The organism is Parasulfitobacter algicola (assembly GCF_013315265.1).
Lineage (GTDB): Bacteria > Pseudomonadota > Alphaproteobacteria > Rhodobacterales > Rhodobacteraceae > Parasulfitobacter > Parasulfitobacter algicola.
Map to the genome: position 1 here is coordinate 40,427 of NZ_JABUFE010000008.1, position 21,756 is coordinate 62,182.

At 52.2% G+C, this 21,756-nt stretch carries 19 protein-coding genes, 1 pseudogene and 1 riboswitch; of the genes and pseudogenes, 7 read left to right on the forward strand and 13 right to left on the reverse strand.

All coding sequences use genetic code 11. The annotated features are described in order from the left end of the window. Positions 1-68: 68 nt before the first annotated feature. Complete coding sequence (gene ispG / locus HRQ87_RS13280; protein ID WP_174138929.1) at positions 69-1,193, forward strand: flavodoxin-dependent (E)-4-hydroxy-3-methylbut-2-enyl-diphosphate synthase; 1,125 nt, start codon at positions 69-71, stop codon at positions 1,191-1,193. Between the two features lie 133 nt (positions 1,194-1,326). Here ispG and HRQ87_RS13285 read toward each other — a convergent pair whose 3' ends face one another. Next, complete coding sequence (locus HRQ87_RS13285; RefSeq protein ID WP_174138930.1) at positions 1,327-2,073, reverse strand: DsbA family protein; 747 nt, start codon at positions 2,071-2,073, stop codon at positions 1,327-1,329. Continuing rightward, the gene (locus HRQ87_RS13290; RefSeq protein WP_174138931.1) at positions 2,070-3,410 is read right to left on the reverse strand and encodes a M48 family metalloprotease; all 1,341 of its coding nucleotides are present in this window, start codon (positions 3,408-3,410) and stop codon (positions 2,070-2,072) included. Before HRQ87_RS13290 ends, HRQ87_RS13285 begins: the two co-directional genes overlap by 4 nt. A 57-nt stretch (positions 3,411-3,467) precedes the next feature. On the opposite strand from HRQ87_RS13290, the pseudogene HRQ87_RS13295 reads away from it, so the two are divergent. The 4 genes and pseudogenes from HRQ87_RS13295 (at position 3,468) to prfB (ending at position 9,815) form a co-directional block, all read left to right on the forward strand. Then, positions 3,468-4,603: pseudogene (locus HRQ87_RS13295) on the forward strand (pyridoxal phosphate-dependent aminotransferase). 125 nt (positions 4,604-4,728) lie between these two features. After that, on the forward strand, positions 4,729-5,928 hold the full coding sequence (locus HRQ87_RS13300; protein WP_174138932.1) for an N-acetylmuramoyl-L-alanine amidase: 1,200 nt from the start codon (positions 4,729-4,731) through the stop codon (positions 5,926-5,928). A gap of 140 nt (positions 5,929-6,068) precedes the next feature. Continuing rightward, a complete protein-coding gene (locus HRQ87_RS13305; RefSeq protein WP_174138933.1) occupies positions 6,069-8,618 on the forward strand; it encodes a PBP1A family penicillin-binding protein in 2,550 nt (849 codons plus the stop codon). A gap of 60 nt (positions 8,619-8,678) precedes the next feature. After that, positions 8,679-9,815, forward strand: coding sequence for a peptide chain release factor 2 (gene prfB / locus HRQ87_RS13310; RefSeq protein WP_174138934.1), 1,137 nt, complete (start codon positions 8,679-8,681; stop codon positions 9,813-9,815). Here the strand turns inward: prfB and HRQ87_RS13315 are convergent. Beyond that, complete coding sequence (locus HRQ87_RS13315) at positions 9,812-10,690, reverse strand: hypothetical protein (protein ID WP_174138935.1); 879 nt, start codon at positions 10,688-10,690, stop codon at positions 9,812-9,814. The genes prfB and HRQ87_RS13315 overlap by 4 nt on opposite strands. A 277-nt stretch (positions 10,691-10,967) precedes the next feature. On the opposite strand from HRQ87_RS13315, the gene HRQ87_RS13320 reads away from it, so the two are divergent. After that, positions 10,968-12,092, forward strand: a complete 1,125-nt coding sequence (locus HRQ87_RS13320) for an AI-2E family transporter (RefSeq protein WP_174138936.1) — start codon at positions 10,968-10,970, stop codon at positions 12,090-12,092. A 156-nt stretch (positions 12,093-12,248) separates the two neighbouring features. Continuing rightward, complete coding sequence (locus HRQ87_RS13325; RefSeq protein ID WP_174138937.1) at positions 12,249-12,665, forward strand: DUF1801 domain-containing protein; 417 nt, start codon at positions 12,249-12,251, stop codon at positions 12,663-12,665. A gap of 156 nt (positions 12,666-12,821) precedes the next feature. On the opposite strand, the gene HRQ87_RS13330 is transcribed toward HRQ87_RS13325, so the two are convergent. From HRQ87_RS13330 to HRQ87_RS13375, 10 genes are all read right to left on the reverse strand, one after another. After that, on the reverse strand, positions 12,822-13,805 hold the full coding sequence (locus HRQ87_RS13330) for an ABC transporter substrate-binding protein (protein ID WP_174138938.1): 984 nt from the start codon (positions 13,803-13,805) through the stop codon (positions 12,822-12,824). Beyond that, on the reverse strand, positions 13,805-14,527 hold the full coding sequence (locus HRQ87_RS13335) for an ABC transporter ATP-binding protein (protein WP_174138939.1): 723 nt from the start codon (positions 14,525-14,527) through the stop codon (positions 13,805-13,807). The genes HRQ87_RS13330 and HRQ87_RS13335 overlap by 1 nt, the downstream gene beginning before the upstream one ends. Beyond that, on the reverse strand, positions 14,524-15,312 hold the full coding sequence (locus HRQ87_RS13340; RefSeq protein WP_174138940.1) for an ABC transporter permease: 789 nt from the start codon (positions 15,310-15,312) through the stop codon (positions 14,524-14,526). The genes HRQ87_RS13335 and HRQ87_RS13340 overlap by 4 nt, the downstream gene beginning before the upstream one ends. 3 nt (positions 15,313-15,315) lie before the next feature. Continuing rightward, the gene (locus HRQ87_RS13345; RefSeq protein WP_174138941.1) at positions 15,316-15,924 is read right to left on the reverse strand and encodes a YkoF family thiamine/hydroxymethylpyrimidine-binding protein; all 609 of its coding nucleotides are present in this window, start codon (positions 15,922-15,924) and stop codon (positions 15,316-15,318) included. Next, positions 15,918-16,031: riboswitch (TPP riboswitch) on the reverse strand. It overlaps the preceding gene by 7 nt. Positions 16,032-16,131: 100 nt before the next feature. Further along, the gene (locus HRQ87_RS13350) at positions 16,132-17,163 is read right to left on the reverse strand and encodes an NADP-dependent oxidoreductase (protein WP_174138942.1); all 1,032 of its coding nucleotides are present in this window, start codon (positions 17,161-17,163) and stop codon (positions 16,132-16,134) included. 62 nt (positions 17,164-17,225) lie between these two features. Further along, positions 17,226-18,668 (reverse strand): xylulokinase, encoded by a 1,443-nt coding sequence (gene xylB / locus HRQ87_RS13355; RefSeq protein ID WP_174138943.1) that lies wholly within the window; start codon positions 18,666-18,668, stop codon positions 17,226-17,228. Positions 18,669-18,779: 111 nt separating this feature from the next. Further along, a complete protein-coding gene (locus HRQ87_RS13360) occupies positions 18,780-20,351 on the reverse strand; it encodes a GMC family oxidoreductase (RefSeq protein ID WP_174138944.1) in 1,572 nt (523 codons plus the stop codon). Between the two features lie 14 nt (positions 20,352-20,365). Then, complete coding sequence (locus HRQ87_RS13365; protein ID WP_174138945.1) at positions 20,366-20,884, reverse strand: Twin-arginine translocation pathway signal; 519 nt, start codon at positions 20,882-20,884, stop codon at positions 20,366-20,368. 58 nt (positions 20,885-20,942) lie between these two features. Beyond that, positions 20,943-21,338 (reverse strand): VOC family protein, encoded by a 396-nt coding sequence (locus HRQ87_RS13370; RefSeq protein ID WP_174138946.1) that lies wholly within the window; start codon positions 21,336-21,338, stop codon positions 20,943-20,945. A gap of 88 nt (positions 21,339-21,426) precedes the next feature. Next, on the reverse strand, positions 21,427-21,708 hold the full coding sequence (locus HRQ87_RS13375; RefSeq protein ID WP_174138947.1) for a ribbon-helix-helix domain-containing protein: 282 nt from the start codon (positions 21,706-21,708) through the stop codon (positions 21,427-21,429). Positions 21,709-21,756 lie beyond the last annotated feature (48 nt).

Below are 21,756 nucleotides of genomic sequence, written 5' to 3' on the forward strand. Positions count from 1 at the left end.
AGTGCCGTTGCAGCTTGGGGTCTGGCGGTTTATCTTATGATGAACAGCTATTTGCGGAAAGTGGTCCCATGACACTGCACAATCCCATTCGACCCTGGCGTAATATCTATCGTCGCAAGTCACGGCAGATTCACGTGGGCTCTGTCCCAGTTGGCGGTGACGCACCGATTTCCGTTCAAACCATGACAAATACTGACACCACCGATGTGGCCGCAACACTGTCACAGGTGAATGCCGCAGCCGAGGCGGGCGTTGATATCGTGCGTATTTCAACCCCAGATCAGGCCAGCACCCATGCGCTAAAGGAAATCGTAGCCGAAAGCCCGGTTCCCATCGTGGCAGACATTCATTTCCACTATAAACGCGCGATTGAGGCCGCCGAAGCCGGTGCTGCCTGTCTGCGCATTAACCCCGGAAATATCGGCGATGCCTCTCGTGTGCGCGAAGTGATAAAGGCCGCCAAGGATCACGGCTGCTCCATTCGAATCGGTGTTAATGCGGGCAGCTTGGAAAAGCACCTGCTGGAAAAATACGGTGAACCCTGTCCCGAAGCGATGGTCGAAAGCGGGCTGGAACATATCAAAATACTGGAAGATAACGATTTTCACGAATTCAAGATCAGTGTGAAAGCGTCAGATGTATTTCTGGCAGCTGCCGCTTATCAAGGTATCGCAGATGCCACCGACGCCCCCATTCACCTTGGCATAACCGAGGCGGGCGGCCTGGTCAGCGGCACCATCAAATCGGCGATCGGCCTTGGTAATCTGTTATGGATGGGTATTGGCGACACGATCCGCGTCAGCCTGTCTGCGGACCCGGTCGAAGAAGTTAAAGTCGGTTATGAAATTCTGAAATCCCTCGGATTACGCCACCGCGGTGTCAATATTATCAGCTGCCCCAGTTGTGCGCGTCAAGGCTTCGATGTGATCAAGACAGTATCAGCGCTGGAAAAACGGCTGGAACATATCAAAACCCCGATGAGCCTGTCGATCATCGGTTGCGTGGTCAATGGCCCAGGCGAAGCCTTGATGACTGACATCGGCTTTACTGGCGGTGGGGCGGGCTCCGGCATGGTCTATCTGGCAGGCAAACAAAGTCACAAGCTGTCCAATGATCAGATGATTGATCACATTGTCGAACAGGTTGAAAAGCGCGCAGCCCAGATCGAAGCCGAAGATATCGCAGGACAATAAGCTGGTTTAAAGCCTTCTTCTTGGCTTAAATATTCTCGCCGAAGGTATCACCGAGTGTCCGCAGGACACGAGATAAAGGATACGGCGCGTACCAGCGGGGCCACCGCTTGCCAACTCTAAAGACCGCTAGACCTTAATTCGTGCGAACGTCTTCGACAATCAGCCGCATGTCATTCAACGGCACATAACCGCGCAGCATTTCGTTTTTGAGAATGAACGTCGGTGTACCGCTGATCCCCATGCTTTGGGCCAGGGCGCGGTTTTCGTTGATGACCGCGCTAACCTCATCGCTGGCCATACGGTCTGTCACCTCGGCCGCGTCAAGCCCAAGCGTTGCCGCAAGCCGCTGGATTGCCACTGCATTCAGATCGCCACGCATCGTAATCAGCGCGTCATGCGCGGCCTTATAGGTATTCGGCCCACCCAGTTGCAAAGCAGCAATCGCAAACCGTGACGACAGTTCGGACTGTTCACCAAGGATTGGAAATTCTTTGACAATAAAGCGAATATTGCCATCGCTTTCGATCAATTCATTCACTTCGCTGTGCGCGCGTCTGCAAAAACCACAGCGGTAATCTGTGAATTCCACCAGTGTGATATCGCCATCAGGGTTGCCACCAACCCAGGAATACCCATCATTGAAAATCGCATCAGCATTGTCTTGAATATTTGTTTTGTCTTGCTCAGCCTGCGCAACGCGCTGTCTGCTCTGCAATGCTTCAATGGCTTCGTTCAAAACCTCTGGATGTTCTAAAAGATAGGATCTCACTTCGGACCGAAAAATCTCACGCTGTTCATCGGTCATATCGTCCAGATCAACTGCAGCAAGCGGCGATGCCGCAACCGATAGGGCCAGTATGTATGCAAAAAGGGATTTCATCCGCCATTCCTTTGTCGTTTAGCACCTTCAGAGGCGCGTAATATATCCTGTGCGCGACGGGCCGATGCTGACCCGTTGGGCAATAAATCTGCGGCGCGCTTTGCATGTATTCCCGCATCCGCAAGACGCCCGCGCAGGGCGTAGCTTTCGGCGGTGACAAGCGATGCCATCCCCCGTTGACCGGTTTTCGCATAAGCCACGCCCAGATCACGCAAAACACGCGGATTATAGGGATCGCGCGATCGTGCTTTTTCCAAAATCGGCAGTGCCTTGCGAACACTATCGCGTGTGTCCAGCGCCAATAATGCTTTGCCATATCCGCTTAGGATCAAGGGTTGGTTGGGTGCCAGATTGACCGCCTTGCCATAGGAATTGACCGCTGCCTGAAACTGACGGCTTTCCAGCAAGATCTGGCCTTTCAGTTCATGTACATAGGGGCTGCTGGGGGCGACGGCGACCAGTCGGTTGATCTCGGATATGGCGCGTTTCGTGTTAGGTTGCCGGTGATAGGCGACCGCACGGCGCATGACGGATACCTGGTCACTTTTATTACCAACCCGGCGCAGCGTCCAGCGGGGCGATCTTTTGAAGGCAGATAATTTGCCTTGAACAATCGCAAACCAGGCTTCAGCTTGCGGATTGGGCTTAATACGTCCCTTATAGCTTGCCGCAAACCCCTGCATCCGGCGATAGCGGTCGCTGGACAGCGGGTGTGTGCGGGCATAGGGGTTCTGGCGGCCCGACGTCACATATTCCTGATCCTTGAAAATCTCAAGCAATGTCACGGCTCCATTGGGGTCAACACCTGCGCGAACCATATATCGGACGCCAGATTCATCTGCGGATGCTTCTTCACTGCGGGTATGACCCAGAAAAACGCCCCTTGCGCTGGCATTACCACCCATTGCAATGCCGCCAGCCACATCCGGATCAGCCCCTGCAGCACCTGCCGCAATGGCAACACCAAGCGAGATAGCAGATGCAAGACGCGCGTTCTGAAAGTTCGTCATCCGCCGGGTCATGTGCCCGTTGGCGATATGTGCCGCCTCGTGCGCGATAACGGCTTGTAATTCTTCGGGACGCTGCAGCTTCATTACGAGACCGCTGTGGATAAAAATCGCCCGTCCGTCGATGACAAAGGCGTTCAAATTTTCATCATCAATTAGAATAATTCGAACTGAACTTGGGTTCAAACCGGCTGCCAAAAGAATGGGCCGGGCCAACTCACTTAAGCCGCGTTCAACTTCGGCATCACGCAGAAACGTGACAGCCTTGGCCATCGGGGCCGTGATCAAAAGGCTCATGGCCAGAAAAACAATAGTAATAAATCTGCGCATTGACGTTATGATATCCTGCTGTTTCAAGCGGTATAGACTGATTTTAAGGGGCAGGGAATGCGGAACTCAAGTCGTGGGGCGGTTGATCCCTTTATTGTGATGGATGTCATGGCGGCCGCGGCCAGGGCTGAAGCCCAGGGCAGGCACATCATTCATATGGAAGTCGGCCAGCCTGGAACTGCCGCCCCAGTGGGCGCGCGGCAAGCGTTGACCCATGCGATGGAAACGGGATCGCTTGGATATACAATGGCCCTTGGTCTGCCTGCGCTGCGCGACCGCATTTCCCAACTTTACAAGGATTGGTACGGCCTGACGGTTGATCCTGCGCGCATTATTATCACCCCCGGTGCATCCGGGGCGTTCATTCTGGCCTATACGGCCCTGTTTGACACTGGCGACCGGATCGGAATAGGCGAGCCATGCTATCCATCCTATCGCCAAATCCTGAAAGCCCTTGATCTGGCAACAGTGGGCATCCAAACCTTGGCGAAAAATCGCTTTCAACCGGTGCCAGCACAGCTAACAGGTCTGGATTTGGCGGGGCTGATGGTCGCATCGCCTGCTAATCCGTCGGGTACGATGTTGTCGCATTCTGCATTGCAGGGCTTGATACAGACCTGTCACGATATGGACGCGACTTTTATCAGCGATGAAATCTATCACGGAATTGAATATGAGGCGAAAGCCATCAGTGCCCTGCAGATCAGCGACGATGTTTGCGTGATCAATTCGTTTTCGAAGTATTTCAGCATGACAGGCTGGCGTGTTGGTTGGATGGTGGTACCTGATGATCAAGTGCGTCAGGTGGAACGCTTGGCGCAAAATATGTTCATTTGCGCGCCGCATGCCGCACAGGTGACTGCACTGGCCGCGATGGAATGTGATGGAGAATTACAGGAAAATCTGGCAGTTTATAAAGAAAACAGACAACTGATGCTGGATGGGCTGCAGGCTTCACGCGGATCGCCCCTCCGGATGGGGCATTCTATGTCTATGCCGATGTCAGCGAATTCACAGATGACAGCCTTGCCTTTGCGGCAGAAATCCTGGATCAGGCAGGCGTGGCTGTCACGCCAGGTCTTGATTTTGATCCCGTACGCGGTACGCAGATGATGCGGTTTTCCTATGCAGGCCGAACCGAGGATATTCGCCAGGGGTTAGCCCGCTTGAAAGCCTTTATGCAGGCGAGATAACCCGCGCTCATCAGTCCCTTGCGGGCCGTTTTCGCGACGAAAACCCGCATAGGATTTGATAAGCGAGGGGCTGATTGTGTTTCGCCCGGTTTCTCGCTAAGTCTTGCGCAAAAAGAGCAGAGCGAATGAAACACATTTTACAGGTCATCACCCTTATTCTTTTGGGTTTTGTGCCCGCGCAAGCCGATGTGCAGTCAGATCAGGTTTATCTTAATGTGGCCAAAAGCGGAATACGTGACGCAAATGGCGGCATTCATGTTGATTTGTATCTGACACATGGAACCGTTCATCGGGTTTTCACGCAATCAGATCCATATCGCATCATAATCGACTTTCAGCGTGTGAATTGGCTGGGGGTCAACAGTACGACGCTTTTGAATTCTGATCAGGTGACGAACGTTCATTTTGGATGGCTGAAAGATGGCTGGTCGCGGATGATCATTGATCTGGCTGCGCCGATGCAGATCGAAACAGCGGGCATTCAGATGCCGCAAAATCAGGGCTTTGCGCAGTTTCAATTGCATGCCACGCCAACGGACAAAGATACCTTTGTCGCAAATCTGCCAAAGGACACCACCGCACTGCAACTGGGCCAGTTGTTGCAGCGCACCGTTGATAACGACGATATAACAATTGTGCTGGATCCGGGTCACGGTGGCATCGACCCCGGCGCGCAAATGGGGCAGGTGGTTGAGGCTGACATCATACTGCAATTTGCGCATGAGTTACGCCAAGCATTGGAAAACGCAGGGGATTTCAACGTTGTTCTAACCCGCGAAGATGATGTTTTTGTGCCCTTGGCAGCGCGTATATCCGCAGCACATAACGCCAATGCGGATGTGTTTATATCGCTTCATGCGGATAGCGTGGCTGAAAGTAATGTAATGGGATCAACGGTCTATACGCTTGCAGAGGCGGCCTCAGATACCGCGTCTGCGAAACTAGCCGAACGCCATGACCGGGCCGACCTGATCGCTGACGTTGATCTAAGCATTCATGACGATCAGATTGCCAAAGTGCTGATGGATATTGCACGGCTGGAAACTGATCCGCGGTCGCATCAACTTGCCGCAGCGTTGGTTGATGGGCTGTCCACGTATGCCGGGCCCATCAACAGCCGCCCCCACAGACAGGCCGATTTCAGTGTGTTGAAAGCTGCGGATATTCCATCAGTTCTGATCGAACTTGGGTTCATGTCCAACGCGCAAGACCTTGAAAATATTACTAACCCAGAATGGCGGGCCAAGGCTGCAAGCGGTATTGTCGATGCAATTGTGGTCTGGACCCATGCCGATGCGACCCGCGCGCGGTTAACTCGAAAGTGAACGGGTACATGCAAGAAACTGTTGCGCCTTTGTCAGAAAAAACAGATTTCGGCGTAAATCAGCGCCTTGTCCACCTTTATGGCTTTTGACCAAATGACACATAAAGCGTATATGATATTTGAACTATCGGAGTTTTTGACGTGACCAGATTTATCGTATCGTTTTTCGGCGCGATCTTCACATTGGTAACAATGGGGGCCGTTTTTATTGCCCTTGGCATTGGTGCTGTGTTCTGGATGTACGGACGCGATCTGCCCAGTCACGAAAGTCTGGCACAATATACTCCGCCCACCATCAGCCGGATTTATTCGGGCGAAGGGCGGATTATTGATGAATTTGCCCAAGAACGCCGACTGTTTGCGTCGTCGCAGGAAATTCCTGATCTTGTCAAACAGGCTTTCATTTCCGCCGAGGATAAGAATTTTTATGACCACGCTGGATATGACTTGCGCGGTATGGCCTCTGCGTTTGTGGATGCAGTGCAATCACGTGGTGAAAATCTGCGCGGGGCATCGACGATCACACAACAGGTGATGAAAAACTTTCTGTTGTCCGGCGACCGATCCGCTGAACGCAAGATCAAGGAACTGATCCTGGCCACACGTATTGAACGCACATTGGACAAAGAACAGATCCTTGAACTTTACCTGAACGAAATTTTCCTGGGTCAGAATTCCTATGGTGTGGCTGCGGCTGCACAGACGTATTTCAACAAATCTCTGCGTGAGCTTGAACCACAAGAAGCGGCCTATTTAGCATCACTGCCCAAAGCGCCGTCCAGTTATCATCCGGTGCGTCAAAAAGAACGTGCCTTGGCGCGTCGTAATTTTGTGCTGCGCGAAATGCGTGAAAACGGACATCTGGACACAGCGGCCTATGAAACGGCGCGTGCGGCCCCATTGAAAAGTGTGCAGGCTGGCGATTTCGAAGGCTTCAAAAGCAATCTTCCACCCCGCGATTATTTTTCTGATGAAATCCGCCGCCAGCTAAGCGAAGATTTTGGCGAACAGGAATTTTTCTCAGGTGGTCTAAGTGTGCGCGCAACTGTTGATCCTGAAATGCAGGTCGAAGCGGCAAAGGCCCTGCGACGTGCGTTGGAAAACTTTGACCGTAGTCAGGGTGTTTGGCGCGGTACAGGCCAGACACTGCCACAGGAAATTCTGGACGACGAAATGGCCTGGCGCGAGGCGCTAGCCGATCTGAAACTTGCCCGTGACGTTGAATTGGAACATCCGTGGTTGCCCGCCGTGGTTTTGCAGGTTGGTGACAATGATGCCCGTATCGGCATCGAAGGGGTGCCAGATGACGAAGATGGTCACTGGATCCCCGCGAAAGATGTGACCTGGGCCCGCAAACAATTGGAAGATGGCAAGCTGGGCCGCAAAGCGCGTGTTGCCGGTGATCTGGTGCAGGTTGGCGATGTCGTGCTTGTGCGCCAGATGACCCGTGATGATGATGGCAGTTTTATCCGTTGGACCCTGCGTCAAGTGCCCGAAGTACAGGGCGGCTTTATGGCCATGGACGTGAATACAGGCCGCGTGATCGCGATGCAGGGTGGCTTTTCATACCAGCATTCGGTTTTCAATCGCGCCACACAAGCGCTGCGTCAGCCCGGATCGGCGTTCAAACCCTTTGTATATGCGGCGGCGTTGGACAGCGGCTATACCCCCGCCACGATTGTCGTTGACGCGCCGATTGAAATTGATACGCCCCAAGGTCTGTGGCGCCCTAAAAATTCGTCGAACCGCTTTTACGGCCCTACACCACTGCGCACCGGGATTGAACAATCGCGTAACCTGATGACCATCCGTCTTGCACAAGAAGTCACGATGGACACAGTGTCTTATTACGCAGAACGCTTTGGCGTGTATGACAATATGGACCGGTTCCTGTCCAATTCGCTTGGCGCCGATGAAACCACACTGTTTCGCGTTGTGGCCGCCTATGCAATGTTCGCAAATGGCGGCGAACGTGTGCGTCCAACATTGGTCGACCGTGTTCAGGACCGGTATGGTCGCACGATTTATCGTCATGATCAGCGCCAATGTGATGACTGCCAGCTGGCGTCTCTTGATCCAGGGTTCGCCCCACAGATCGTATCGAACCGTGAACGTGTTATTAATGCGATCACCGCCTATCAGCTAACATCCATGCTAGAAGGCGTTGTTGATCGTGGAACAGCCCGCAGTTCTGTGAACCTAAGTGTTCCCGTGGCTGGTAAAACCGGGACAACCAACGATTCAAAAGATGTTTGGTTTGTGGGCTTCACATCCAACATCGTGGCGGGTTGTTATATCGGGTATGATCGCCCGCGCAGCATGGGGCGGGGTGCATCCGGTGGCGGAATGTGTGGCCCGGTGTTTAATTCATTTATGCAGCATGCTGTTGAAAAATATGGTGGAACTGAATTCAAGGTTCCCGAAGGCGGGCGATTTATCAAAATTGATCGCTATACGGGTGCGCCGCTTCCGAACAGTGCTTATGGCGCAAATGTTGTTGCCGAATATTTCCGCGAAGGTGAAGAACCGACATTCGGCGTGATGTTCGACGGTGGTTTTGCCATGGGGTCTGATTTGCCAATGTTCGAAGAGGCAGGCACACGCCGTCAAGTCACAACAGCGACTGGAAACACCGCAGTTATTGCGCCCAAGGCGACGGATGGAACTTTGCGCGGCGGTGGTCTGTACTAGCCCTTGTCGGCTTGCGTACGCTGCGCTATCACCACGTCCTAACAGCAGTGAGGGCGTGGGATGCGGGCCGAAATTCAGAATATTGTAAACGATATCGAAAAGTCGCTGGAACTGCTGCGTCAACGCGTGGGCTATGAAACGGCTGAACACCGCCTGGAAGAATTCAACGCGCTGACCGAAGATCCCGATTTGTGGAACGATCCGGCCAAAGCGCAAAAACTCATGCGCGAACGGCAGGTTCTGATTGATGCCGTCGATACTTATAAATCCATTGCCCGAGACCTGTCAGATAATGTTGAACTGATAGAAATGGGCGAAATGGAACAGGATGACGATGTTGTCCGCGAGGCCGAAGACGCGCTGCGTCAATTGAAAACTAAAGCTGCCGAAAAAGAACTGGAAGCCCTTCTGAACGGTGAAGCTGACGCAAACGATACATTTCTTGAGATTAACGCCGGGGCAGGTGGCACCGAAAGTTGTGACTGGGCCAATATGCTGGCGCGCATGTACGTGCGTTGGGCCGAGAAAAAGGGCTATAAGGTCGAACTGCAATCCGAAAGTGCGGGCGAAGAGGCGGGCATCAAATCTGCCGCCTATAAGATCAGCGGTTTGAACGCGTATGGCTGGCTAAAGTCCGAAAGCGGCGTGCACCGCCTTGTGCGCATTTCGCCCTTTGACAGCAACGCAAAGCGGCATACATCGTTCAGTTCGGTCTGGGTCTACCCCGTGGTCGACGATAATATTGAGATTGAAGTGAACCCTGCAGATATCCGTTTGGACACATATCGGTCATCCGGGGCAGGGGGGCAGCACGTCAATACAACCGACTCAGCCGTGCGGATCACACACGCACCCACGGGAATTGTCGTGACAAGTTCGGAAAAATCGCAGCATCAGAACCGTGAAATTGCGATGAAAGCCCTCAAGTCGCGCCTGTATCAGATGGAGCTGGACAAGCGGAACGCTGCAATTACCGAAGCCCACGAAAACAAGGGTGATGCAGGCTGGGGCAATCAGATCCGATCCTATGTCCTGCAGCCCTATCAGATGGTCAAGGATTTGCGGACCCGTGTTGAAACGTCGGACACATCAGGTGTTCTGGACGGTGATCTGGATCAGTTCATGGCTGCCACACTTGCGATGAATGTGTCAGGCAAAAGCCGCGCCGACGCTGAAAAAGATGACGACGATCTTTAAGGCTGGATAAAGCGGATGCCGGGCATGCCTGCGATCCGTGCGACATCCATATCATAAAGCTGGGTAAGCTTTTCGACGTAAGCCGCTGACCAGCCTGGCACGTCCAATTCTTCCTCCATCGCGCCATCCATTGCGTGGCGTTCAAGATACTTGATTTTCAGATCCAGCAGATCGGCGTCATTGGCAGGTTTTTCTTGCTCAAGTTGCGCGTAGAACGCATCCAGACCTTCATGCGACATGATTTCGGGTAACAGATCAAAAGCCCCTTCGACAGTGGCATCCGGTTCCATATCGGCGTAGGCGCGAATAATACGGGACCAGATAAGCGGCGTATCTTCGTTACACCACACCGTCAGATCCGCTTGCGGGGCGATTTCAGTAATGCGTGCGCACAGATTGGACCATCGCAGTGACTGTGGATTAAACCCCGAAAGCACTGTTTGAATGTCCTTATCGGGCATATGTTTCATAACGGCAGGTATGAAAGTGGCCGGATTTCGAATACCTATGAAAATCTCAAGTTCATCATGGGCAAAGATATTAATAAAGGACTGCACCTGATGCTCTAGTCGGGGATACAGTTTACCGTTTTGGAAAACGCCCGGGATACCAGCTATGAAATTCGGGTTCGACAGTATCAGCCGCTTGGGTTCGGGTTGATCGCCAAGGATTTTCTGCAATAGCATCCGACGCACATCCGGCCCAACCCGTGCACCCTTTAACGCCTCAATCGCCTCGCGCAACTGACGCCTGTACAGCTTGACGCGTGGCGCAATAATACCTTGCGGTATCAGGAAGCCCTTGTTTTTAAAGACACTTCTAAGAAGTTTGTCTTCGTCAGTACAATGTACACCAATGTGATATGCGATTTGCATTCATTTACCGTCTATATTTCAGTTGTTTTATATAGGGTCTTTTTCGGGCATCATACACCCTTGATCTTAAAGGCGGTCTAACGCCTGTTTTATATTATCAATCTTCCATGGCTGCCCCTGTGTAGGGTCTCGTTCAGATGCAAAATACAAAATGTATTTGCAGCCAAGCCAAACGGCCGTTCATCTTTGGGTCAAACTGAATTAATCTGACGTAATAGATGTACAGGGAACAAATCAGGCTGTTCTTGCATTCTGTCTAAGGGACAAGGGCTTTGAAATGACAAGTGACACAACAACGGATGAGATTGCAGATGATCTGAAAGCGCTAAGGCGGGCCGCTGTTTTGTTGGCAACGCTTGCGATTTTCGTTATCGCCTATTTTGCAAGGGATCTGATTTTACCGATCTTGTTGGGTTTTTTGTTGGCGCTGACCCTTAGCCCATTAAACCGCACATTGCAGCGCCTTGGTTTGCCAGCTGCAATTACAGCAACGTTCCTGATTATAGCGACATCTGTGGGGATCGTATCTGTCGTCTATTTTGCGGGCGGAACCGTCGCCGCCTGGAGCGAGGATGCCCCAAATATTGGCCGTCAGCTGAAAAACAAATTAAGCGGTGTAAATGATGCGATTGAAGCCGTCCAAGACGCATCCGACGAAGTAGAGCAGATGACGTCAAGTGCTTCATCAGGGCCACAAGAAGTCGTTGTACAGCAACCCGGACTTCTGAATTCTGCTGTAACGGCTGCGGCCAGCACGGCAACATCTATTGTTGTGGCCCTGATCTTGGCGCTATTTCTTTTGGCATCAGGGGATCTTTTCTATGTTAAATTAGTGCAGACCTTTAAAAGCCTTAGCGGTAAGAAACGCGCCCTTGGCGCGGTCTATGATATTGAACGACGCGTTTCGGGATATTTGCTGACAATTACCGCTATTAACGCATGTCTTGGGGTTACCGTAGCGCTTGCGCTCTGGATGCTGGGTCTGGAATATGCCTATATCTGGGGAATTGCGGCCTTTTTGCTGAACTATCTTCCGATACTTGGCGGCATTATTGGCACAGCCTTGGTTGCGGCCTATTCCATCATCACATTTGACAGTCTGTCATACGCGCTGATTGCGCCCATTGCTTATCAGGCGCTAACTTCGGTCGAGGCCCAGTTCGTGACCCCCTATCTGATCGGAAAAAGGATGGAGCTGAACATGGTTGCCGTTTTCCTAACAGTTGTTCTTTGGGGCTGGCTGTGGGGCATAGCCGGCGCCCTTGTCGCAGTTCCGTTTCTGCTGGTATTCAAGGTGATCTGTGAAAATTTCGAAGGTCTCGAAACGATCGGGAATTTTCTGGGTGGTGCTGATAAAACCGATATTGCCGATGAACCCGCCGCGAATTCCGTCAGCGGTTGAGCCGCTTAACGCCTTGGGCTTTTTAAACGGTACGTTTTTGTAGACTACAAGCGCAGTTATGTACAAATGTTTAAGTACAAAACACGTGTACAAAATATACAAACCCCCGCCCTTGTCTTTAAGACTTTGACAAGCAAGATGAACAAAGGAGCGGTGATGGAACCATCAGATGAAGCCAATGTTGCTGATGTTTTGGCGTCAGTCGAACATCCCACACGACAGGCGGATGGGTATACTCTGGATGCATTGTTTCGCAAAATAACCGGCTGGCAGCCCAAAATTTGGCAAGGCAGTATTCTGGGATACGGACAATATCGCTATCAGTATGAAAGCGGAAGACAGGGTGATTTTCTGGCCACCGGATTTAGCCCGCGGAACGCAAATTTGTCGATTTATATCATGCCTGGGTATACTGACTTTCCAGATTTGATGATGCATCTGGGAAAGCACAAGCGCGGCAAGGCCTGTCTTTATATCAACAAGTTAGCTGATGTTGATCTTGACGTGTTGGAACAGTTGATCAAGGCAGGTATTGTCGATCTGGGGGCGCGTTGGACAGTCACGCCAACATAACGAAGTCGCGTAGCGTCGATTGAAAATCCATAGATTATCTTTGATAACCCGGCGCGATTGCAATCCTGCGCCGGGATTGTATTAACGATGCTATTTACCGATTACATGAAGTTTAAGAGTAACCATAAAGTTGATATTTTTCCATTCCAACAATCTTTAAGGTTCAAGAAATTCGTTCGTAAACCATGTGGCTGCATCGGGGGATTGCGACAAAGGCCGCCCGTCTTCGCCGCGCAGTATTCCTGAGGTGAACAGGAAGGCGACAATATCATTGAACATTTTTTCGTCAATCATACCAACAGCTTCGTTTTGATCTTGCAGATACCCGCCATCGACAAGCGCCTGCATAGACGCATGGACCAACGCGGGATTTGACAACATTCCACCTGTCTCACTAATCAGAATATCAGCGGCCGCTTTGGGATTATCGGCAGCAAAGGCATATCCCCGTTGCGTGGCTTGCACAAAGGCCCGGGTGACATCGGGATTTGCCGCGATCCAGCTATTATTGCCGCCCAGAAATGTAGTATGCTGATCCGGTACACCGTAATCCGCATAACGAAATGCACGTTGTGGCCGGTCAAGCAGGACAGAATTGACGCCCTCCCATGTGCTGACTTCAAGTGTGAAATCAACGCTGCCGTTGGCAAGGGCTTCATAGGCTGACGTGCCAAGCGTGATCGTTTCAAATATGCCTTTGCCGCCATCGGTTTGGATGATGTGGGATATCAACGCGGTTTCCCAATCGCTGCCGAAACCTGCATAGATCATGCCATCCAAATCAGCGGGTCGCTGGATATCATCACGTGTTCCGTTAAAAACCAAACGCCCGGTTTCATGCTGCACAATCGCCATGACTGCCGTCATATCCGCACCAGCGGCACGCTGACTGTGAAAGCCAACGGCACTTAGAATGCCAAACTCTGCCACTCCACTGGCCACCAATGTCCCGGATGAGGTATCGGTATATGGCAGGATGTCGACGCTTAGACCTGCCTGTTCGTACCAACCTTTCGATTGTGCTACATAAAGACCGACGTGATTTGTGTTGGGTGTCCAGTCTAACGCGACACTCAAGCGGTCTTGGGCCATGACGGGCAAGGCGGCGTAGATTAGCGCGGCGGTTAAAAATGTTTTCATCAGGGATCTCCTGTTTGGGTAAGCAATATGTCCAGAAGGCGGGCTTCTTGTTGGCGGGTGTCATCAGTGTTGACGGTGAGTTCAGAAATGACCCGGGCGGGTCTGCGCGACAGCACATAAATTCGGTCTGACAGAGCGACAGCCTCGCGCACGTCATGTGTGATCAATAGCGTTGTCCAACGGGCCTGATGCCAGCGGTTTTTCAACCAGCGCTGCATTGTTACGCGGGTTAATGCATCTAATGCGCCGAAAGGTTCGTCCAGTAACTGAATGGGTCGCTCCTGAATCAAAGTACGCAACAACGCCGCGCGCTGACGCATGCCGCCAGACAGCTGTGCAGGGTAATATGCTTCACAGCCCTTAAGCCCAAATGTTGACAATAAGAGCAGAGCTTTCTGACGCGCCGCTTTGCGCGACACACCCTGAATTTCAAGTCCAAGTGTTATGTTGTCGATAATGCGCCGCCATGGCAGAAGCGCGTCGCGTTGCGGCATAAACGCAAAGGTGCGTGTATGCTTGGCAACAGGCTGACCTTTGATCAAGATATTACCGCGATCTGGTTTGACGGCCCCAGTCAGCATTCGAAACAGCGTTGATTTTCCGGCCCCCGATGGCCCCAGTATCGATACGAATTCCTTGGGCGCGACGTGCAAAGAAACACCATTTAAAATGGATGTTCCCCCAAGCGTCAGATGGATATCTTGCAGATCAAGTGCGTTCATGGCGCATGACCCGCATATCGCCAGCGCAAACAGATTCGTTGCAGGATGGCAGTGACTGCAAAAAGCATTAGTGTCAGAAGCGAACTGATCACTACAGCTGCCAACATCAGATCGGGGCGAAAACTGTTTTTGGCATTTAATATAACAATGCCCAATCCCGCGCGTGCGCCGACGTATTCTGAAAAGATCGCAGCAACCACCGCATAGGTGATCGAAATGCGCAAACCCGCAAAGAAATAAGGCATGGCAGATGGCAAACGCGCGCGGCGAAAAACCGTCCACCGGGATGCGCCCATGGACGTCAAAAGCGCTTCGATCTCAGGCTCTGTCGCGTCATAACCATCGACCAGGGCCACAAGCATCGGGAAAAAGGTCACCAGCGCCACCAACAGGATCTTGGGCGTCAAATCAAAGCCGAACCACAACACCACCAAGGGCGCAATGGCCACTAATGGCAGCGTCTGACTGATCACGAAGATCGGAAACAGTGCCCGTCTAAGACGAGGAAGAAAGTCGATGCAGATCGAAAAGCTGAAAGCAACCCAAAGCGAACAGGTAAATCCCAGTAGTGTCGCCTGCAGCGTTGGTAATGTATTCGTCCATAAATGCGCCCGGTTCAGGACCATCTGATCCATAATCCGCGACGGCGCTGGCAGGACAAGCGGGGATATGTCCGACATATGGACAAAGATTTCCCACGCAGAAAATGCAGCCAGGATACTAAGAACAGCGGGCAGGGTCCGGGTGAAACGCCCGCCTGACCATTTCGACAGATTTTCGCGCATGTCTTAGCGCGTCGAAGGGCTGTTTGCCGAAACGGTCAGATCGATTGTTACGTGGCCATTTGGGGGACCGAATTGACAAAAAGCGTGCTGCAGGGTCGCAAAGACAGGCCCGGCATCGCCGATCAAACGGGTACAGAAATTTTTAGATCGATCAAACGTGCCGCTTTCTTTTAGAAAAGCAATGCAGCCCATAATCTCATCCATGTGATTAGGCGCGCCCATGACATAAAGCGAAAATTGCGCGCGTGCGATCTGGCCCGTGTCATCTGCCAAACCCAGTTGCGCAAGTGCCGTTGCCTGACGGGACGCAATCGGTTCTGCGGGGTTGGCCAAGGCACTGGTTTGGCAAATCGGATCATCCGGTTCGCCCGGGCAGCCGCGCGATAGCGTTGTTCTAAGCACACAATGGTCACCGGTTTTTGATGCTGCAACATAAAGATCGCGCAGGGCGGGAAACAGAATTTCCGGCGGTCCAACAATCAGGGTTGAGATATCATCCGTTTCAATCCGCAACCGGTCGCGCCATGGATCAAGCGCGGTCAGGGATGACATAATGACATCCACGAACCCAGTGGTCATTGGATAAAGTGAGACTTGCGCGCCTGCAAACATCGTATTCCTCCTTGCTACGCTGGCATTATCCAGATCAGCTTTGAGGGTCCGCAGGTTTGTCACCCGCATCTCAGCCGCAGCATGATGCGGCACCCCTGTGGTAAAAGCACTTTGAACAGGTCAGTCATTGAAACGCAAGTCGGTTTTATGATCCTATTCGGGCAGCTGGAATGAGACGTCGAACAGCAATCCAAAGCCGCTGTTCAATCAGCCCACTTTGACAACCATTTTCCCGAAGTTTTTCCCAACAAGCAGATCGTTTAGCGCGGCTGGTGCGGCCTCAAGTCCTTGGATGATTTGCTCTTTATATTGAACGTTTCCGTCGGCAAGCCATCCGGTCATATCGCGCACGAAATCTTTGTAAGTGCTTTGGGGAAAGCTGTCGAAGATGATGAAGCCCTGTACCTTAACCTTCATCCGCAGGATCGTGCCCATGATCGCTGGTCCATAATCGGGGCCGTCTGGCAAGCCCGCTAGATTATACCACGACACGACGCCACACACAGGCATACGGGCAAATTCGTTCAAAAGCGGCAAGACTGCATAAAGCACTTTGCCACCAACATTTTCGAAATAAACATCTATCCCATCGGGGCAGGCAGCGTTAAGGTGTTCGGCAAAATTATCGCTTGTATGATCAATACAGGCATCAAACCCAAGCCTATCTGTCACATGCGCGCATTTATCGGCGCCACCCGCAATGCCAACCACACGACATCCCTTGATCTTGGCGATTTGCCCAACAGTGGCCCCCACAGGGCCGGATGCCGCAGCAACAACAACGGTATCGCCGGGCTTAGGATCACCGATTTTCAACAAACCGGCATAGGCCGTATATCCAGGCATGCCCAATATTCCCAATGACCACGATGGGTTTTGGGGGGGCTGACCAAGGTTGATCACTTCGGTCCCGTCCGAGATTGCATAATCCTGCCAACCGCTGCCTGACAGCACATAATCACCTGGCACAAAGCCATCCAGATCAGACGAAACAACCTGGGCCACGACCTGGCCGGTCATCACGTCGCCAATCTTGACCGGTTCGGCATAAGATTTCGCATCATTCATCCGACCACGCATATATGGATCAAGCGACAGATAAACTGTGCGTAACAGCATCTGTCCACTGCTGACTTTAGGAATGTCGGTCGTTTCCAGTCGAAGGGTATTTTTGTCTGGCAACCCATTCGGGCGTTGGGCCAGAACGATGCGGCGGTTGATGTTTGGGGTTTGTGTCATGGGGGACGCTCCGAATGAACTGTTTTGCAAACTCTAGTGGTTTGCGGTCGGATGAAACAGCGTCAAAGCGACTTTTGATAAAGCGCTTTGAATACTCGGTGCTTCTCTGCATAAGCGTGCGCCGTGTCGGGATGCGGCTCAAACACCCGCGCAATGTCTGGTTTTTGGCAACAGTCTTTAAAGCTGATATTTTCGGATGCGATCAGCCCTAAACGTGCCGCCCCGAAGGCTGCACCAATATCACCGCCCTTTGGGATCTCGATAGGAATATCCAGTATATTGGCCAGAATATCTAACCATGCTGTCGATTGTGTACCACCGCCAACAGCAAGAACGCTTTGCAGCTTTGTCCCTGTCGATCTTAAGGCATCCAGCGCATCGCGAAGGGTAAAGGCCACACCTTCTAAAATTGATTTCGTTATCGAAGCCCGGCTGTCTGCCATTGATAGATTATGAAAAGACCCGCGAACGTCGGCATCATTATGAGGCGTTCGTTCGCCGGATAGATATGGCAGAAACACTGTGCTTTCAGGGCCTGTGATCACCGTGTCGATTTCTGCCGTCAGTTCAGCAGCACCGGTTTTGCAAATGCGGGCCCACCAATTCAAAGCATCAGTCGCCGCCAGAATGACGCCCATCTGATGCCATGTATTTGGTAAGGCATGGCAAAATGTATGAACCGCAGTGTCTGGGCTTGGTAAATACGTATCGGTCGCCGCAAACACCACGCCAGAGGTCCCAAGTGATACAAAGCCCGCGCCCGCATTGACGATGCCAAGCCCTATGGCCGACGCTGCATTGTCGCCCGCACCACCGGCAACAGCAACATCCTTTGACATGCCCCACCGCTCGGCAAGCGGCGCCTGTACATAGCCTGAAATTTCGGTGCCTTCGACCAAAGATGGCATGTGTGCAGATGACAAATCGCTTTTGGCCAAAAGACCGTCTGACCAGCGCCGGTTTTTGACATCCAGCCACGATGTGCCCGAAGCATCGGACATATCTGATACATATTCACCCGTCAGCCAAAAGCGCAGATAATCCTTGGGCAGTAAGACCTTATCAATCTGTTGGAATATATTGGGTTCATTTCTTTGCAGCCATTTGATCTTGGGCGCTGTGAAGCCGGGAAAGACGATATTGCCCGTGATATCACGAAATGCTGGATCTAAATCCATCTTGGCGGCTTCTGCATGGCTGCGGGTATCGTTCCAAAGCATGCAGGGCCGCAGAACTTTGGCCGATCTGTCCAGCAATGTTGCGCCATGCATTTGGCCTGACAGGCCGATACCCTTGACGGCGGCCAAGTCTTTGGGATGGGATTCCATCAACCCATCAAGTGCATCGGATGTTGCCTGCACCCAGATGGCCGGATATTGTTCAGACCACCCAGAGTGCGGGTGGTTCACGCTAAGGGGTGCAGTTGCCAGGCCAACTACTCTTTGGTTGCTGTCAATCAACAGCGCTTTTAGGCCAGACGTGCCCAGATCAATTCCTAAGTACATGGATGCACTTAACCCTGAACGTACGCAGCTGTTCAAGTGAATAGACTGCGGGTGCTGCTGTTATGAAATCAGCGGGCTGTTTGCGCCCGCTGATTTAATTCCTGCCAGAAACTACAGGTTTCCGCGGTTCATCTCGGCTGCGATGTGATCGGCTTGTCGGATGGCTAATGCGACAATCGTAAGCGTTGGGTTTTCTGCGCCACCCGTCGTGAACTGCGATCCGTCTGACACGAAAAGGTTCGCAATATCATGGGTTTGTCCGTACCCGTTTACCACGCCATCGCGTGGGTTTTCCGACATGCGGTTGGTGCCCAGATTGTGCGTTGACGGATAGGGCGGTGTGGGGAAAACGCGCGTGGCACCCACGGCCTCGTATACTGCCATGCCTTGTTTATAAGCGTGATTGCGCATGGCGATATCATTGGGATGATCATCGAAATGCACGTTCGGAGCAGGCAGCCCGTACTGGTCTTTCACATCGTGGTTCAACGTGATGCGGTTGGTTTCCTGGGGCATATCTTCGCCCACAATCCACATGCCCGCCATGTTTTCATAGCTATCTAGCGCCGTCGTGAATTCGCGGCCCCATCCGCCGGGATCAAGAAACGCAGCCATGAAGGGCAGGCCAAGCGCCAGGGTTTCCAATTCGTATCCACCGACAAAACCGCGCGACGGATCGTGACGGCTTTCATCCTGAATGATGCCAGCCATAGTCGTACCGCGCCACATCTTGACGGGCTTATCGAAGACGGCATAAACCGATCCAGTCATATGCCGCATATAATTCCGCCCGACTTGGCCGGAACTGTTCGCCAGCCCGTCCGGATACATGGACGACGCCGAATTCAGCAAAAGGCGTGGGCTTTCGATAGAATTGCCTGCAACGCAAACGATCCGTGCTTTTTGCAGCTGCTGATTGCCATCTGCGTCTGCATAAACGACACCAGTGACTTTGCCACTGTCATCATGTTCGATCCGCAGTACATGGGCTTGCGATCGGACCTCGAGATTGCCGGTCGCTTCGCCGCGTGGAATGTCGGTATAGGCCGATGACCATTTGGCCCCCCATTTACAGCCCTGAAAGCAAAACCCGGTTTGTTGGCAGGCTGGACGACCGTCGCCTTCGGCAGAGTTGATCGCCATACGACCTGTGCTAACATTTTTGTAACCAATAGCTTTGGCGCCAGCCTCAAACACCTTATAGTTATTACAGCCGGGTAAACCTTCGCGTCCGCCTGTGCGGGTGACCCCAAGCTTGTCTTCGGCTTTGGTATAGTAATCATCCATTTCGCGCGGATCTATGGGCCAGTCCAAAAGATTCGCACCCTGCACATCGCCGTAGTTCGTTTTAGCTTTCCATTCATGATCCTGAAAGCGCAAGGAAGCCCCCGCCCAGTGTGTTGTCGTGCCACCGACGGCCTTGACGATCCAGGTTGGCAAGCTGGAAAAATCGTTTGCCACACGCCAATCGCCAGATGTTGTGCGCGCATCAAGCCAGGCCAGTTGACCGAAACTTTCCCATTCATCGTTGATGTAATCTTCGGGCAGATATCGCCCGCCTGCTTCCAGCGCTACAACGCTGACGCCCTTTTGGGCGAGTTCATTCGCCAAAACCCCGCCACCAGCGCCGGTTCCGATGATGACGACAACGCTGTCGTCGCTTAGTTCAAATGGTGCAGCCATTGTTCCGTCCTCCCTCAGATCCAGTTGATATCGTCAAACCCGCGGTCGATGTAACCGCCCTGCGAATAGCTTTCGCCTTCGTATCCGAACAGCGGCCAGACGGCTTTCTGGTTATAAAGCCCGGTCACAAGGCCGCTGCGAATGGTCTGAAAGAACGGCGAATTTTCCATATTGCGCAGAATGTCTACGCGGTGACGTTCCCACCCGGTTTCAGCATAGTTTGCAAACCCTTTGCCCTGCGCTGCTGCGTCCAGACCGGCGATACCGGTTTCGATCATGTCAGCCTGTTCTTCGGTGTCATATCCTTTGACGGCGGCGGCATAGAATTCATCGGCGACATGATCGTGGGGATAAATATCGCGCGCCATCTGGATCAATGTGGCCATCGTCTGCGGCTTCAGATGCGTGACTTCCATCGCCCATGCGGCCGAACTTCCCGCGACATAGCCAATGCCGATTACGAACGCAGTACCGATACTGGCGCTTCCTGACAGAAGCTGCCGTCTGGTCAAGGTGGCTTTCTGTTTTAACATTATGGTTCCTCCCATTTCGTCATTGGGCGTTTTTGCAACGCCTCTTTTCAGTATGGCGTCAGCGGTAACGCCCGTGTTTTTGCAAGACTTCGATCTGATAGCCGTCAGGGTCGGCAACAAAGAAAAACCGCGCCAAAAGTGCGCCGTCGCGGTTGAATTCCACGACCTTGCGGGGGGCAAAGCCCGCATCCTGAAACCGTTTATGTTCGGCATCCAGATCATCGACGCAAAACGCGATATGGCCGTATCCATCCCCCAGATCATAGGGATCACTGCGGTCTTTGTTGATTGTTAGTTCGATTTCAAAATCGGCGTCCTCATTGCTTAGGTAAACAAGGGTGAAATCGTCAAAATCCAAACGTTCAACATTGGTTAATCCAAACGCGTCTTTGTAAAACGCGACCGAGCGTTCTTCCTCAAGAACACGGATCATCATGTGAATGGCTTTGGCCATCGCATACCTCCCAATTGCGATCCATCGTCTTTGGTCAGGTTAGCGGTCCAGTTCAGGGTGATGGTAGTAATCGAATACTACACATCCGTCACTCGGCGGCGATTGCGGTGCTTTGCTGTTCTTTACAGATTAGGCAGGCACACCGGAGCAACGATGTAAAATTTGCAGCCTCGCCCCTTAGTTCAAGGACCTCAGAATGAAGTTTTGAAACAAAAGCAGGCGTTGTCAGTCCTTCACCCTGCGCAATATTATCGATGATTTCCCAGAAAGATCGTTCAAGCCGAATACTGGTACTTTGTCCGTTTAACCGAAGTCTGCGCGTTTCCGGTTCATAATTTTTTGGATTTTGTCCCGCAAATATCTGACACATATTGGGCCCTCCCCTGCACAATATTAGAAATAATTATCTGCCGAGACA

Bases quoted from the DNA above. Each gene is read 5' to 3' on its own strand.
- HRQ87_RS13300 (WP_174138932.1), top strand. From the start codon at position 4,729: ATGAAACACATTTTACAGGTCATCACCCTTATTCTTTTGGGTTTTGTG.
- HRQ87_RS13350 (WP_174138942.1), bottom strand. From the start codon at position 17,163: ATGACACAAACCCCAAACATCAACCGCCGCATCGTTCTGGCCCAACGC.
- HRQ87_RS13365 (WP_174138945.1), bottom strand. From the start codon at position 20,884: ATGTTAAAACAGAAAGCCACCTTGACCAGACGGCAGCTTCTGTCAGGA.
- HRQ87_RS13340 (WP_174138940.1), bottom strand. From the start codon at position 15,312: ATGCGCGAAAATCTGTCGAAATGGTCAGGCGGGCGTTTCACCCGGACC.
- HRQ87_RS13325 (WP_174138937.1), top strand. From the start codon at position 12,249: ATGGAACCATCAGATGAAGCCAATGTTGCTGATGTTTTGGCGTCAGTC.
- prfB (WP_174138934.1), top strand. From the start codon at position 8,679: ATGCGGGCCGAAATTCAGAATATTGTAAACGATATCGAAAAGTCGCTG.
- HRQ87_RS13360 (WP_174138944.1), bottom strand. From the start codon at position 20,351: ATGGCTGCACCATTTGAACTAAGCGACGACAGCGTTGTCGTCATCATC.
- HRQ87_RS13330 (WP_174138938.1), bottom strand. From the start codon at position 13,805: ATGAAAACATTTTTAACCGCCGCGCTAATCTACGCCGCCTTGCCCGTC.
- ispG (WP_174138929.1), top strand. From the start codon at position 69: ATGACACTGCACAATCCCATTCGACCCTGGCGTAATATCTATCGTCGC.
- HRQ87_RS13335 (WP_174138939.1), bottom strand. From the start codon at position 14,527: ATGAACGCACTTGATCTGCAAGATATCCATCTGACGCTTGGGGGAACA.
- HRQ87_RS13320 (WP_174138936.1), top strand. From the start codon at position 10,968: ATGACAAGTGACACAACAACGGATGAGATTGCAGATGATCTGAAAGCG.
- HRQ87_RS13290 (WP_174138931.1), bottom strand. From the start codon at position 3,410: ATGCGCAGATTTATTACTATTGTTTTTCTGGCCATGAGCCTTTTGATC.
- HRQ87_RS13370 (WP_174138946.1), bottom strand. From the start codon at position 21,338: ATGGCCAAAGCCATTCACATGATGATCCGTGTTCTTGAGGAAGAACGC.
- HRQ87_RS13375 (WP_174138947.1), bottom strand. From the start codon at position 21,708: ATGTGTCAGATATTTGCGGGACAAAATCCAAAAAATTATGAACCGGAA.
- HRQ87_RS13345 (WP_174138941.1), bottom strand. From the start codon at position 15,924: ATGTTTGCAGGCGCGCAAGTCTCACTTTATCCAATGACCACTGGGTTC.
- xylB (WP_174138943.1), bottom strand. From the start codon at position 18,668: ATGTACTTAGGAATTGATCTGGGCACGTCTGGCCTAAAAGCGCTGTTG.
- HRQ87_RS13285 (WP_174138930.1), bottom strand. From the start codon at position 2,073: ATGAAATCCCTTTTTGCATACATACTGGCCCTATCGGTTGCGGCATCG.
- HRQ87_RS13315 (WP_174138935.1), bottom strand. From the start codon at position 10,690: ATGCAAATCGCATATCACATTGGTGTACATTGTACTGACGAAGACAAA.